At 58.9% G+C, this 12,896-nt stretch carries 11 protein-coding genes; all 11 read left to right on the forward strand.

The window, feature by feature from the left end:
* The first annotated feature begins 13 nt into the window (after nt 1–13).
* The 11 genes from NQF87_RS01495 (at nt 14) to NQF87_RS01545 (ending at nt 12,763) form a co-directional block, all read left to right on the forward strand.
* The gene (locus NQF87_RS01495) at nt 14–1,981 is read left to right on the forward strand and encodes a peptidylprolyl isomerase (RefSeq protein WP_266126651.1); all 1,968 of its coding nucleotides are present in this window, start codon (nt 14–16) and stop codon (nt 1,979–1,981) included.
* Nucleotides 1,978–3,492, forward strand: a complete 1,515-nt coding sequence (gene trpE, locus NQF87_RS01500; protein WP_266126652.1) for an anthranilate synthase component I — start codon at nt 1,978–1,980, stop codon at nt 3,490–3,492. Before NQF87_RS01495 ends, trpE begins: the two co-directional genes overlap by 4 nt.
* Nucleotides 3,489–4,088 carry an anthranilate synthase component II gene (locus NQF87_RS01505; protein ID WP_266126653.1) on the forward strand — a complete coding sequence of 200 codons (600 nt, stop codon included), beginning with the start codon at nt 3,489–3,491 and terminating at the stop codon, nt 4,086–4,088. The genes trpE and NQF87_RS01505 overlap by 4 nt, the downstream gene beginning before the upstream one ends.
* Nucleotides 4,088–5,161 carry an anthranilate phosphoribosyltransferase gene (gene trpD / locus NQF87_RS01510; protein WP_266126654.1) on the forward strand — a complete coding sequence of 358 codons (1,074 nt, stop codon included), beginning with the start codon at nt 4,088–4,090 and terminating at the stop codon, nt 5,159–5,161. The genes NQF87_RS01505 and trpD overlap by 1 nt, the downstream gene beginning before the upstream one ends.
* Nucleotides 5,162–5,209: 48 nt before the next feature.
* On the forward strand, nt 5,210–6,178 hold the full coding sequence (gene trpC, locus NQF87_RS01515) for an indole-3-glycerol phosphate synthase TrpC (protein WP_266126655.1): 969 nt from the start codon (nt 5,210–5,212) through the stop codon (nt 6,176–6,178).
* 114 nt (nt 6,179–6,292) lie between these two features.
* Nucleotides 6,293–7,297, forward strand: a complete 1,005-nt coding sequence (gene pdhA / locus NQF87_RS01520) for a pyruvate dehydrogenase (acetyl-transferring) E1 component subunit alpha (protein ID WP_266126656.1) — start codon at nt 6,293–6,295, stop codon at nt 7,295–7,297.
* Between the two features lie 3 nt (nt 7,298–7,300).
* Entirely contained in the window at nt 7,301–8,674 is a 1,374-nt protein-coding gene (locus NQF87_RS01525) for a pyruvate dehydrogenase complex E1 component subunit beta (protein WP_266126657.1), read from the forward strand.
* Between the two features lie 5 nt (nt 8,675–8,679).
* Nucleotides 8,680–9,927: a pyruvate dehydrogenase complex dihydrolipoamide acetyltransferase gene (locus NQF87_RS01530; RefSeq protein ID WP_266126658.1), complete on the forward strand. Its 1,248-nt coding sequence runs from the start codon at nt 8,680–8,682 to the stop codon at nt 9,925–9,927.
* Nucleotides 9,928–9,929: 2 nt separating this feature from the next.
* Nucleotides 9,930–11,336: a dihydrolipoyl dehydrogenase gene (gene lpdA / locus NQF87_RS01535; protein WP_266126659.1), complete on the forward strand. Its 1,407-nt coding sequence runs from the start codon at nt 9,930–9,932 to the stop codon at nt 11,334–11,336.
* A gap of 3 nt (nt 11,337–11,339) precedes the next feature.
* Nucleotides 11,340–12,320, forward strand: coding sequence for a lipoyl synthase (lipA, locus tag NQF87_RS01540; RefSeq protein ID WP_266126660.1), 981 nt, complete (start codon nt 11,340–11,342; stop codon nt 12,318–12,320).
* Nucleotides 12,320–12,763, forward strand: a complete 444-nt coding sequence (locus tag NQF87_RS01545) for a type II toxin-antitoxin system RatA family toxin (protein ID WP_266126661.1) — start codon at nt 12,320–12,322, stop codon at nt 12,761–12,763. Before lipA ends, NQF87_RS01545 begins: the two co-directional genes overlap by 1 nt.
* Nucleotides 12,764–12,896: the final 133 nt, after the last annotated feature.

Consider the following 12,896-nt stretch of genomic DNA (forward strand, 5'->3'; position numbering starts at 1 on the left):
ATATGCGCCTTCGATGATTACTGCCCTGCGTCATTTCCTGGTTGACTCCTGGCTCGGCCGGGTGATTGCCTTTGTGGTCTTCCTCTCCTTTGTTGTTCTGGGAGGTACGTTTTTCGGGATGGGCGGCGGCATGGCCGGTCTCGGTGGTGATACCGTGGTGCAGATCGGGTCGCACAAGATCACGCCCGTCGAGTTCCAGAAAGCCGTCCAGCGGCAGGTTGGCTATGCCATGCAGCAGAATGGCGGTGCGGCTGATTTCCTGAAGACCCCGCAGGGGCGTCAGGAGGTTGGACATGCCGCACTGCGCAACCTCATCCTTGTTCATGAGGGTGCCCTGGCTGGAGAGCGCAATGGCCTCAATCCGGGTGATGAAACGATTCGTGGCGTGATTTTCGCCATGCCGGACTTCAGGGACCCGAGCGGGAAATTTGACCCTCACAAGATGGACGATCTCCTGCGGGTGAATAATCTCAGCCATCAGGACCTGATTCAGGAAACGCGGCGGATGCTGTATGGCCGGGCGACCATGCTGGCCTTTGGCCAGACCGTGCAGCCTCCGGCGCAGGAACTGGACTGGATGGTGAATCATATTGGTCATGGTCAGGTGGTGGACATGGTACGTCTGCCGTTCTCTCTGGGTGCGGTCTCCACCCAGCCGACCGATGACCAGCTGAAACGGTATTACCAGAACCATCTCTGGCAGTTCCGCAAGCCGGAATACCGTCATGCCCGCATCGTCGTCATGACGGCAGGCAGCGTGGCGAAGACGATCCAGATTTCTGATGCGGACCTTCAGGCATCCTACCGGATGAAGATGCAGGACCCTGCCGAGGCTGCCCGCTATAACAGTCCGGAACTGCGGTCCATCGAAGTTCTGGCCGTGGGCGATGAAGCCACGGCGCAGGAGCTTGCGGCGGCATGGCAGGGGGGGCAGTCCTGGGCCGCCCTGCAGAAACAGTATCCGAAGGCCATTCCCGCAACGCTGAATGATGCCCGCCAGACGGACCTGCCTGATCCGGCTCTGGGGAAGACGGCTTTTGCCACGCAGGAAGGGAAAGTGTCCGCTCCCGTCCATACGGCAGCGGGATGGAGCGTGGTGCATGTCCTGTCCGTCAAGCCGGCGACACATGCCAGTTTTGAGAGCCTGAAAGACAGCATCCGTGAAGACCTGGCGAACGCCCGTGCGGCTTCCATGCTGAAGGATCGTCAGAGAGCCTTTGAAGAAGCCGTGGCCGGTTCCGTGACACTGGACAAGGTGCCGGCTGATATCGGGGCCTTCCCTCTGGAGGGCAGCCTGGACGCTCATGGCAATCTGCCGGGTGGCGAGCCAGCCCCGCTGCCAGGGGATGCGGCCCTGCGCCAGGCCCTGATCGAACAGATTTTCAGCCAGAAGAAGGATGAGCCGCCGCATGTCGTGACGGAACCGGATGGCAGCTCTTTTGCCGTGATGGTGGATGACGTCACGCCGGGCACGCAGGAACCCTATGAGGCGGTCCAGCAGGGCGTGAAGGATGCCTGGCTGGCCGATGCCCGGAAACATGCCACGGAACAGCGGGTGACGGCCCTCTTCCAGCAAGCGAAGAAAACGGGTCTGCGTCAGGCACTGGCAGGGCAGAAGGAAGAGGCCATGCTCCAGAAGGATGAGCATTTTTCCAACCTTCAGCTGCGTCATGACGTGCCCGCACTGATTCTGAAGGCCGCCCTCCAGCAGAAGACGGGGCAGACGGCTATGCTTCAGGCGGGTGATGCCTACTGGCTCGTCAATGTGACGGGAACCTATGAGGAATCATCGACCCTGATGCAGGCCATCCGGCAGCGTCTTGCCGCCCAGATGACGGCAGCCTATCGCAATGATCTTCAGGAGACGCTGGGCATGTCCTATACCCGTGCGGCTCCGCCACGCCATTTCAACGCAGCCCTGTTCAATGATGTGAATGACAGGGTCCTCAGCATGATTTCTGGAAGGCTCGGCCAGCAGTGAGCAGGATTTTACACAGGGTAGAAGCGGCAGACCTGCTGACGCCGCTTTCCGTTTTTCTCCGTCTGTCCCGTCTGGCTGATGATCCGTACCGCCTCTTTTTCGAGAGCGTGGAAGGTGGTGAGGCCCGGGGGCGTTATTCCATCATTGCCCTGCTGCCGGATACAGTATGGCGGTGCAAGGACGGTCAGGCCTTCCGTGATGGACGGAAGGAAGAGACCGCTCCGCTCGTGTCGCTGAAAGCTCTTCTGGATGAAAGCCGGATGGCACTGCCGGAGGGTATGCCGCCGATGATTGGCGGTGTTTTCGGCGTGCTGGGCTATGACATGGTCCGGCAGATGGAGGAGTTACCTAACCCGCCACCGAATGATCTGGACCTGCCGGAAGGTGTCATGATCCGCCCCCGGCTCTTTGCCGTATTTGATACGGTGCGGGATGAGCTGATTCTGGCCACCCCGTTGCGGGATGGTGTCGCCGTGGAAGAGGGTGAAGCCCTGCTGGAAGAGGCCGTGGCGGCGTTGCGCCAGCCCGTGCCCGATCCGGCAGAAACCCTGCCGGAAGGCAGCAGGCTTGGTGAGCCGGTTTCCAACATCACCCATGAGGATTTTCTTCAGAAGGTGAAGACGGCGCAGGACTATATTGCCGCCGGTGATGCCTTCCAGATCGTGCCGAGCCAGCGTTTCACGACGGCTTTCCCGCTGTCTTCACTGGCTCTCTATCGCAGCCTGCGGCGCATCAATCCGGCACCGTTCCTGTTCCTGATGGAGCTGGGGGAATTTACCCTCGTGGGGTCCTCGCCGGAAATTCTGGTGCGGATGCGGGATGGCATCGTGACGGTCCGTCCACTGGCAGGAACCCGGCCCCGTGGGCGGGACCGTGAGCATGATCTGGCACTGGAGAAAGAACTTCTGGCCGATGGCAAGGAGCTTGCCGAACATCTCATGCTGATCGATCTCGGCCGCAATGATGTCGGGCGTGTGTCCCAGCTGGGGACGGTGGAGGTGCCGGACCGCTTCGTGGTGGAACGTTACAGTCATGTCATGCATATCTCTTCCACCGTGACGGGGAAGGTGAGGCCGGACTGTGGTGCCCTTGATGCGCTCTCCGCAGCTTTCCCGGCCGGTACGCTGACAGGCGCACCGAAGATACGCACCATGGAAATCATCGATGAGCTGGAACCGACCCGGCGTGGCCCCTATGCCGGGTGTGTCGGTTATTTCGGTGCTGATGGTGACATGGATACCTGCATCGGTCTGCGCATGGCCCTGCTGAAAGATGGCCAGATGCATGTGCAGGCTGGCTGTGGCGTGGTTGCGGAATCTGATCCTGAAGCAGAGTATCAGGAAACGAGGGCCAAGGCCCGTGCGCTTTTCACGGCGGCGGAGGCGGCCATCGGTCAGGCCATTCATAACGGACAGCAGAGGATTGCTATGAAAGGGGGGTGTAAATCCCCGTCCGGCGCATCATCTGAGAGGGCAGATAAGACCTCTCGGAGTGAGGAGACCATCAGATGATTCTGCTGATTGACAATTATGACAGTTTCACGTTCAATCTGGTGCATCATTTTGGTGCGCTGGGTGTGGAGTGTGCCGTCAAGCGCAATGACGTGCTGACTGCCGACCGGGCGCTGGAAATGAATCCTTCTGCCATCGTGCTGTCGCCGGGGCCATGCTCTCCGGACGAGGCGGGCATCTGCTGTGAGCTGATCGAAAAGGCCGCTGGCAAGGTGCCCGTTCTAGGTGTCTGTCTGGGGCACCAGTCCATCGGGCAGGTGTTCGGGGCGGATGTTGTCCGGGCCTCCGTGCCGATGCATGGCAAGATCAACGCCATCCATCATGATGGGAGCGGGGTTTTTGCCGGTCTGCCAGACCCGGTGGACATGGTGCGCTATCACAGCCTGACGCTGGATCCTGCCAGCATTCCCGATGAGCTTGTCGTCAATGCGAAGACGGAAGATGGCGTCATCATGGGGGTCCGTCATCGGGAATATCCGATTCACGGTGTGCAGTTCCATCCGGAGAGTGTTGCTTCCAATTCCGGGCGTGAGCTGCTGGCCAACTTCCTCCGGCTGGCCAATGTCCTGCCGAAGAAAGAAGGTGCAGCAGGCTGATGGGCAGGCAGGAAAAGCCTTTTACGTCCCTTCTCAGGAAAGTGGCTGCCGGGCAGGAGCTGGATGTTTCTGAAGCCGAGCAGGCCTTCATGCTCGTCATGGAGGGAGAGGTTTCGGATGTGGAACTGTCCGCCTTCCTGACGGCCCTTCAGATGAGGGGAGAAACGGAGGAGGAGCTGTCCGGGGCCGTGAGAGCCGTCCGGCGCAATATGCAGGCTCTCGATGCGGTACCGGAGGGGACAGTGGATGTCTGCGGCACGGGGGGGGATGGGCTGGGGACGCTGAATGTCTCCACGGCCACGGCTTTCGTGCTGGCCGGGCTCGGTGTTCCCGTGGCGAAACATGGAGGGCGTGCCCTCTCGTCCCGTGCCGGGGCAACGGACGTTCTGGAAGCACTGGGCATTCCTGCCGAAGCCGATCATGGACGGCAGGAGGAACGGCTGCGGGATGACCAGCTCGCTTTTCTGGCAGCACCGTTCCATCATCCAGCCATGCGGATTGCCGCTCCGGTCCGCAAGCAGCTGGGGTTCAGGACGCTTTTCAATCTTCTGGGGCCACTCTGCAATCCGGCACGGGTCCGGCGGCAGCTTGTCGGCGTATTTTCTGAAACATGGTGCCGCCCTGTGGCGCATGTGCTGGGGGAGCTTGGTGCTCTTTCGGCCTGGGTCGTGCATGGCCATACGGATGAGGGAGGCATTGACGAACTGACACTTGCCGGGTCAACTCACAATAATGTGTGGGAGCATGGCCAGTCTTTTTCCTTTGCGCTGACACCGGAGATGGCAGGCCTGCCCCGGTATGACATTGCGGCCCTCAAGGGGGGAGACCCGGCCAGTAATGCGCAGCGCATGGTGAGTCTTTTTAGTGGAGAGGCTGGCTGTTATCGTGATACAGTCCTGCTGAACGCAGCGGTTGGTCTGCATGTTGCCGGTCGGGGCAATCTGCTCGAAAATGGTCAGCTTTCCGTTCCTGCGCTCCGGCACAATATCGCCGAGGCGGCACGGTCTCTTGATGACGGGTTGGCCCGTGAGGCTTTAATCCGTGCTCAAAGGAGTGTAAGTGCTCGGGAATGAACGCTAGAACCGTTCCTTAATGTTCCAAGGTAAAGATTCAGGACGATCATGATTTTTTTGCCACAGCGGTCGATGGCTGCTTTTGCTCCTGTCGAGGACGGCGGACAGGTTCCGGTTTCTGATGCGTCTGCGGAGAGCAGCACGCAGGACGTATCCAGCACGGAAGAGTCTCATCCTGTTCCGACGGAAGAGGGGGCAGGCGGCAGCGTCGCTGGGGATGCAGCAGGTGATGTGCTGGCCCGCATCTGTGCACGGACCCGTCTCGATGTCGAGCAGCGGATGCAGGTCATGCCGCTGAAGGAAATTGCCGCCCGGGCCAAGGAGGTCTCCATGCCGACCCGCGGGTTCGGGCAGGCCCTCCAGCATATCACGGCGGACAGGCGTGTCGGTCTCATCGCTGAGGTGAAGAAGGCGTCGCCTTCCGCCGGTGTTCTGCGGCCTGACTATGATCCGGCCCAGATTGCCCGGTCGTACCAGAATGCAGGAGCAAGCTGCATTTCCGTACTGACGGAGGGGTCCTGCTTTCACGGGAGCGTGGATGACCTGAAGGCCGTGCGGGAAGCCTGCAGCCTGCCGATCCTGCGGAAAGACTTCATCCTTGAGCCGTGGCAGGTGCATGAAAGCCGTCTGATTGGTGCAGACTGCATCCTGCTCATCATGGCGGCACTGAAGGAAGAAGAGGCCGTCGAGCTGATCGCTCTGGCCCGTGGGCTGGACATGGACGTGCTGCTGGAAGTGCATAATGAGGAGGAGCTGAACCGGGCACTGGCCTATGACAGCTTCCTTATCGGGATCAACAACCGCAATCTCAAGACACTGAAGACGGACATTCAGACGACGCTGGACCTGGCCCCTCAGGTTCCGCCGGATCGCCTCGTCGTGTCGGAAAGTGGCATCGCCACCACGGATGATCTGACGAAAGTTGGCGAAGCGGGCTGTAGTGCCGTTCTGGTGGGGGAATCTCTCCTGCGGGAAGAAGACCCCGGCCTTGCTGCACGGCGTCTGCTCGGTTTTTAAAGGGTACCAGCCCAGTATAAAAAGTGGGCTGACCGGTCCGGCATCGCTGGATTTTGGGGTGGAGTGTTGTTACAAGTCCGCCTCACGCAAAGTTGTTAACCCCGGGAGAGTGTCATGGGTTCTATGACGGATGCGCCGAGCCGCCAGAATGGCCCGGCGCTATCGCAGGAAGAAATGGAGCGTGCCTACAGGGAAATGCTCCTGGTCCGCCGTTTTGAAGAAAAGGCAGGCCAGCTATATGGTATGGGGCTGATTGGTGGCTTCTGCCATCTCTATATCGGTCAGGAAGCGGTCGTGGCGGGCATCGGTCTTGCCATGAAGAAGGGTGACCGTTCCATCACATCCTATCGTGATCATGGGCAGATGCTCGTGGCGGGCATGACCGCCCGTGGCGTCATGGCCGAGCTGACAGGCCGTTCTGGTGGGTATTCCCACGGCAAGGGCGGCTCCATGCACATGTTCTCCAAGGAACAGGAATTCTATGGCGGGCATGGTATCGTCGGTGCACAGGTGGCCATCGGGACCGGCCTTGCCCTGACGAGTGCCTACAAGAATGACGGGGCTGTTTCCATCGTCTATTTCGGTGAGGGAGCGTCCAATCAGGGGCAGGTTTACGAGAGTTTCAATCTCGCCGCCCTGCACAAGCTGCCCTGCCTTTATGTGATCGAGAACAACCGGTACGGCATGGGAACCTCCATCGAGCGTTCTTCCGCTTCCCGGGACCTCTCGAAGAATGCGGCTCCGTGGGGCATCCCGTCCCGCAAGGTGGACGGCATGGATGTAGCCGCCGTCTATCAGGCTGCCAAGGAGGCGATGGAGCATTGCCGATCCGGCAAGGGACCGTTCCTGCTGGAGATGGAAACCTACCGTTACCGTGGCCACTCCATGTCCGACCCGGCAAAGTACCGTCAGCGTTCCGAAGTGGACGAGATGCGCCGCACACGTGACCCGATCGAAGCACTGAAAGCAGAAATGGTCAGGCACGGCATTGATGAATCCTTCTTCAAGACAGTGGAACAGGATGTGAAGGCCACTGTGAAGGATGCTGCCGAATTTGCAGAAACCAGCCCCGAGCCGGATGCGTCCGAGCTCTGGACCGACGTTCTGGTGGGGGAATAAGTCATGGCCTCTCCTATTCTCATGCCCGCTCTTTCTCCGACCATGGAGGAAGGCACTCTGGCCCGCTGGGTCAAGAAAGAAGGTGATGTGGTCAAGCCCGGCGAGGTGATTGCCGAGATCGAGACCGACAAGGCCACCATGGAAATGGAAGCCGTTGAAGAAGGCGTGCTGGGACGCATTCTGGTCACTGAAGGTACGGACCATGTGGCGGTGAATACGCCGATCGCCGTTCTGCTGGAAGACGGTGAAGATGCTTCCGCTGCGGACAAGCTGGATCTCGGCCCGAAGGCTGAACCGGCTGCCAGGGTGGAAAAGAATGTTCCGGCCCCGGCATCTGCGCCACAGGCTCCTGCCAGCAGCTCCACCACTGAGATTGTGGAACCTGAATGGGGTGAAACGGCAGAGATCACGGTGCGTGAAGCCCTGCGTGATGCGATGGCCGCCGAGATGCGCCGTGATGAGGACGTGTTCCTGCTCGGTGAAGAAGTCGCCCAGTATCAGGGTGCCTACAAGGTCAGTCAGGGCCTGCTGGATGAGTTCGGTGAGAAGCGTGTCATGGACATGCCGATTACGGAGCATGGTTTCACGGGCATGGCCGTTGGTGCGGCTCTCTCCGGTGTAAAGCCGATCGTTGAATTCATGACGATGAACTTCTCCCTTCAGGCCGTGGATCACATCATCAATTCGGCTGCCAAGACACGCTACATGTCCGGTGGTCAGATGTCCTGTCCGATCGTGTTCCGTGGTCCCAACGGGGCAGCGGCCCGTGTCGGTGCGCAGCATTCCCAGTGCTTCGGCAGCTGGTATGCCCATATTCCGGGGCTGAAGGTCGTGGCTCCGTGGTCCGCAGCAGATGCCAAGGGTCTGCTCCGTGCAGCCATCCGTGATCCGAACCCAGTCGTGGTTCTGGAGAACGAAATCCTTTACGGCAAGAAGTTCCCGTGCCCGGTGGATGAAGATTTCATCCTGCCGATCGGCAAGGCCAAGATCGAGCGTGAAGGCAAGGATGTGACGCTGGTCGCTTTCTCCATCATGGTCGGTGTGGCTCTGGAAGCTGCCGAGCTTCTGGCCGAGCAGGGCATTGATGTCGAGGTGATCAACCTGCGGACCCTGCGCCCGCTGGACACGGAAACGATCATCAAGAGCGTGAAGAAGACAAACCGCATCGTTTCTGTGGAAGAAGGCTGGCCGGTTGCGGGTATCGGGTCCGAAATCTGCACCGTGGCGGTCGAACAGGCATTTGACTGGCTGGATGCCCCGCCGGCCCGTGTCTGTGGGCTGGATATTCCTCTCCCTTATGCAGCAAATCTGGAGAAGCTGGCTCTGCCCAAGCCGGAATGGATTGTTGAAGCTGTGCGCAAGCAGTTTGGAGACTGAAACCAATGGCAATCAATATTTTAATGCCGGCTCTGTCTCCGACCATGACAGAAGGTACGGTCGCCCGCTGGCTTAAGAAAGAGGGTGACATGGTCCAGTCCGGTGACGTGATCGCCGAGATTGAGACCGACAAGGCAACCATGGAAGTGGAAGCTGCGGATGAGGGGATTCTTGGGAAAATCCTCATCCCGGAAGGGACCGGCCATGTGGCCGTGAAAACCCCGATCGCCATTCTGGTGGAAGAGGGTGAAGATGTTCCGGATGCCCCGGCCTCCGAGGCAAAGGCAGAGCCTGAGAAGAAGGCTGAGGCAAAGGACGAGAAACCGGCCCCGATCGAAATTTCTTCTTTCGACCCGGATAAAAAGCCCGCTGCGGCTGAGAAGGACAAGGGAGAGCGCATCTTCATTTCTCCGCTGGCCCGTCGCATTGCCAAGGAACATGGGGTTGATATTGCCAGCCTGACCGGGACAGGTCCCAATGGCCGTATCCTGCGCCGTGACGTGGAGAAGGCAAAGGAACAGAAACCTGCTTCCACCTCTGCTGCTTCTGCGGCACCGGCAGCGGGGCATGTCGAGCATGTGAAGCATTCCGGAATGCGGAAGGTCATTGCCCGCCGTCTGACGGAATCCAAGACGCAGGTTCCGCATTTCTATGTGTCGGTTGACATCGAGCTGGATGCCCTGCTGGCCCTGCGGAGCAGGCTGAACAAGGCTCTCGAGGCCGAAGGCTGCAAGATTTCTGTCAATGACATGATGATCAAGGCCGTGGCTCTGGCCCTGAAGAAGCTGCCGGGTCTGAACGTTCAGTTCACCGAGACCGAAATGCTGCATTTTGAGGATGTGGACATTTCCATGGCCGTTTCCGTGCCGGACGGGCTGGTGACACCGGTCATCCGTCAGGCTGACCGCAAGAGCCTCAAGGAGATCAGTCAGGAGGCCCGCAGTCTTGCGACCCGTGCCCGTGACGGCAAGCTCTCTCCGGAGGATTATCAGGGCGGGACATTCTCCATCTCCAACATGGGCATGTTTGGCGTGAAGGACTTCGCCGCCATCATCAATCCGCCGCAGGCTGCCATTCTCGCGATTGCTTCGGGCGAGAAACGTCCCGTGGTGCGGGATGGGGAGCTGGCCGTGGCAACTGTCATGACGGCCACGCTCTCGGTGGATCATCGTGCCGTGGATGGTGCTCTCGGTGCGCAGTGGCTCAACACGCTGCGTGACCTCGTTCAGAACCCTTACTCTCTGGTGCTGTGATCATGTCTGACCTTTTTGATCTTATTGTGATCGGTGGCGGTCCGGGGGGCTATGTGGCTGCCCTGCGGGCCAGCCAGCTCGGTATGAATGTGGCTCTGGTGGAGAGCACCCATATGGGCGGCGTCTGCCTCAACTGGGGCTGCATCCCCACGAAGGCCCTGTTGCGTTCTGCTGAGGTGTATCATACGCTGGGTCATCTTCAGGAATATGGCCTGTCTGCCAGTCAGCCTTCCTTTGACCTCGCCTCCATCGTGAAGCGGTCCCGTGGCGTGGCGGACAGGATGGGCAAGGGTGTTGCTCACCTCCTGAAAAAGGCCAAGGTCAAGACTTTTGACGGTCGTGGCAGGCTGGCCGGTCGTGCCGGTGAAGCGCATAAAGTCTCCATCACGAAGGATGGCAAGGAAACGGGCCAGATCAGGGCACCGCATGTCATTCTGGCAACCGGGGCACGGGGGCGTCAGTTCCCCGGCCTGGAGACGGATGGCAAGCTCATCTGGGGTGCCCGTGAGGCCATGACGCCGGATACGCTGCCCAGGCGTCTTCTGGTCATCGGCTCCGGGGCCATCGGCATCGAGTTTGCGTCCTTCTATCGTGATCTGGGCTGTGAGGTCACGGTGGCTGAAGTGGCTGACCGTATCCTCATGACGGAAGATGCCGAAATCAGCGCACAGGCTCACAAGGCCTTCGAGAAGCGTGGCATGACCATCCATACGGGTGCCAAGGTCGGCCCGCTGAAGAAGGGTGCCAATGAGGTCTCCACCACAATCGAAACTGCCAAGGGCAAGGTTGATCTGACGGTAGACCGTGTGATCTGCGCTGTTGGCATCGTCGGCAATGTGGAGGACCTCGGCCTTGAGGGGACGAAGGTTCAGGTCGACCGGTCTCATATCAAGACGGATGAGTTCTGTCGGACTGGTGAGCCGGGCATCTATGCCATTGGTGACGTGGCGGCTCCGCCGTGGCTGGCCCATAAGGCAAGCCATGAAGGCGTGATCTGTGTCGAGAAGATCAGTGGCCGTTCTCCGGAGCCTCTCCATATCCGCAATATTCCGGGTTGCATCTATGCCCGTCCGCAGGTGGCTTCTGTGGGGCTGAGCGAGGAGAAGGCCAAGGCAGAGGGTTATAAGGTCCGCGTTGGGCGTTTCCCCTTCCTTGCCAACGGCAAGGCTGTTGCCATGGGTGAGCCTGAAGGCATGACGAAGACCGTCTTTGATGCCGAGACAGGCGAGCTGCTGGGTGCCCATATGATCGGCTCCGAAGTGACGGAGATGATCCAGGGTTATGTCATTGCCCGTACGGGTGAACTGACCGATGCCGAGCTGATGGAAACAGTCTTCCCGCATCCGACCATCTCCGAGACGATGCATGAGGCTGTTCTCGCAGCTTATGAGGGTGCTCTGCACATCTGATTCATGGTTCAGCGTATTGTTATCAATCATCAGCGGGAACGTATGGCGGCCATAAGGCATCCAGAAAAAGCCCATCGGCCGGATAACCCGATCCAGAAGAAACCTTCATGGATCCGGGTAAAGGCTCCGGGTAGCAATCCTGTCTATGATGAAACAAGAGAGCTGATGCGTAAGCATGGTCTGGCGACCGTCTGTGAGGAAGCAGCCTGCCCGAATATCGGGGAATGCTGGTCCCAGCGCCATGCGACCATGATGATCATGGGCGAGATATGCACGAGGGCCTGTGCCTTCTGTAATGTTACGACGGGTCTGCCCAACAAGCTGGACCCTGATGAGCCCGCTCATGTAGCCGAGGCCGTGGCCAAGCTGGGGCTGAAGCATGTGGTCATCACCTCAGTGGACCGTGATGACCTCCCTGATGGCGGGGCACAGCATTTTGCGGATGTGATTGCTGCCATCCGGGCGTCTTCCCCCGGCACGACCATTGAAATCCTGACACCGGACTTCCTGCGGAAGCCGGGTGCGCTGGAAGTGGTGGTGGAAGCCCGGCCAGACGTCTTCAATCATAATATTGAGACAGTTCCTCGGCTCTATCCGGGTATCCGCCCGGGAGCTCGTTATTATCAGTCTGTCCGTCTTCTTGATGACGCCAAAAAACTTGATCCCTCCATCTTCACGAAGTCTGGCATGATGCTGGGGCTGGGTGAGGAAAAGATGGAGGTTGCACAGGTGATGGATGATTTCCGGATTGCGGATGTCGATTTTCTGACGTTGGGCCAGTATTTGCAACCAACTGTCAAACATGCGGCTGTGAAGTCTTTTGTCACGCCGGATGAGTTTGCCGAATATGGGGCGATGGCCCGTGCAAAGGGTTTTCTTCAGGTCAGCTCTTCCCCGCTGACCCGGTCGTCCTACCATGCGGACAGGGACTTTGCTGAACTGCGTGAGGCACGGGAACGTCGTCTGGGAAAAGGTCAGAGCTGATGCCGACACATGCTGAACAGCGAGTTATTCCTTATTCTGCCGAGCAGCTGTTCGATCTGGTTGCGGATGTGGGTAAGTATCCCGAGTTTCTGCCGTGGTGTGTGCGGTCTGTTGTCCGCTCCCGAACGGAAGATGAGTTGCTGGCAGACCTGACCATCGGATTTGGTCCCTTTCGGGAGAGCTATACCAGCCGTGTCCGGCTGGAACGCCCCCATCGGATTATTGTGGGCTACGAACGTGGTCCTTTCAAACACCTGAAGAATGTCTGGACGTTCACGCCGGAAGGACAGGGCTGTCGTGTTGATTTCTTCGTTGATTTTGAGTTCCGCTCCCGTCTCCTGCGGAATGCCATCGGCATGGTCTTCAATGAAGGTGTGAAACTGATGGTGAAGGCTTTTATTACCCGTGCAGGCAGAATTTATGGTCCGCCAAAGGGAAACTGAACGCTGATAGTGTAAATAAACCCTTTCATTATGGTAAAGGCGATAAGGGTAGTCAGCTGTTTTTTATGTAATATTTCTTTTAGATATGCGTGATTGTCTTGCGGAAATATTCGTCCTAATATGCCTTCCGTCA

Source organism: Bombella dulcis, from assembly GCF_026385505.1.
In the GTDB taxonomy this organism is placed as follows: domain Bacteria; phylum Pseudomonadota; class Alphaproteobacteria; order Acetobacterales; family Acetobacteraceae; genus Bombella; species Bombella dulcis.

What these genes read in the sequence shown, in the direction of transcription:
- NQF87_RS01495 (WP_266126651.1), top strand. Translation starts at nt 14, where the DNA reads ATGATTACTGCCCTGCGTCATTTCCTGGTTGACTCCTGGCTCGGCCGG.
- NQF87_RS01505 (WP_266126653.1), top strand. Translation starts at nt 3,489, where the DNA reads ATGATTCTGCTGATTGACAATTATGACAGTTTCACGTTCAATCTGGTG.
- trpD (WP_266126654.1), top strand. Translation starts at nt 4,088, where the DNA reads ATGGGCAGGCAGGAAAAGCCTTTTACGTCCCTTCTCAGGAAAGTGGCT.
- trpC (WP_266126655.1), top strand. Translation starts at nt 5,210, where the DNA reads ATGATTTTTTTGCCACAGCGGTCGATGGCTGCTTTTGCTCCTGTCGAG.
- pdhA (WP_266126656.1), top strand. Translation starts at nt 6,293, where the DNA reads ATGGGTTCTATGACGGATGCGCCGAGCCGCCAGAATGGCCCGGCGCTA.
- NQF87_RS01525 (WP_266126657.1), top strand. Translation starts at nt 7,301, where the DNA reads ATGGCCTCTCCTATTCTCATGCCCGCTCTTTCTCCGACCATGGAGGAA.
- NQF87_RS01530 (WP_266126658.1), top strand. Translation starts at nt 8,680, where the DNA reads ATGGCAATCAATATTTTAATGCCGGCTCTGTCTCCGACCATGACAGAA.
- lpdA (WP_266126659.1), top strand. Translation starts at nt 9,930, where the DNA reads ATGTCTGACCTTTTTGATCTTATTGTGATCGGTGGCGGTCCGGGGGGC.
- lipA (WP_266126660.1), top strand. Translation starts at nt 11,340, where the DNA reads ATGGTTCAGCGTATTGTTATCAATCATCAGCGGGAACGTATGGCGGCC.
- NQF87_RS01545 (WP_266126661.1), top strand. Translation starts at nt 12,320, where the DNA reads ATGCCGACACATGCTGAACAGCGAGTTATTCCTTATTCTGCCGAGCAG.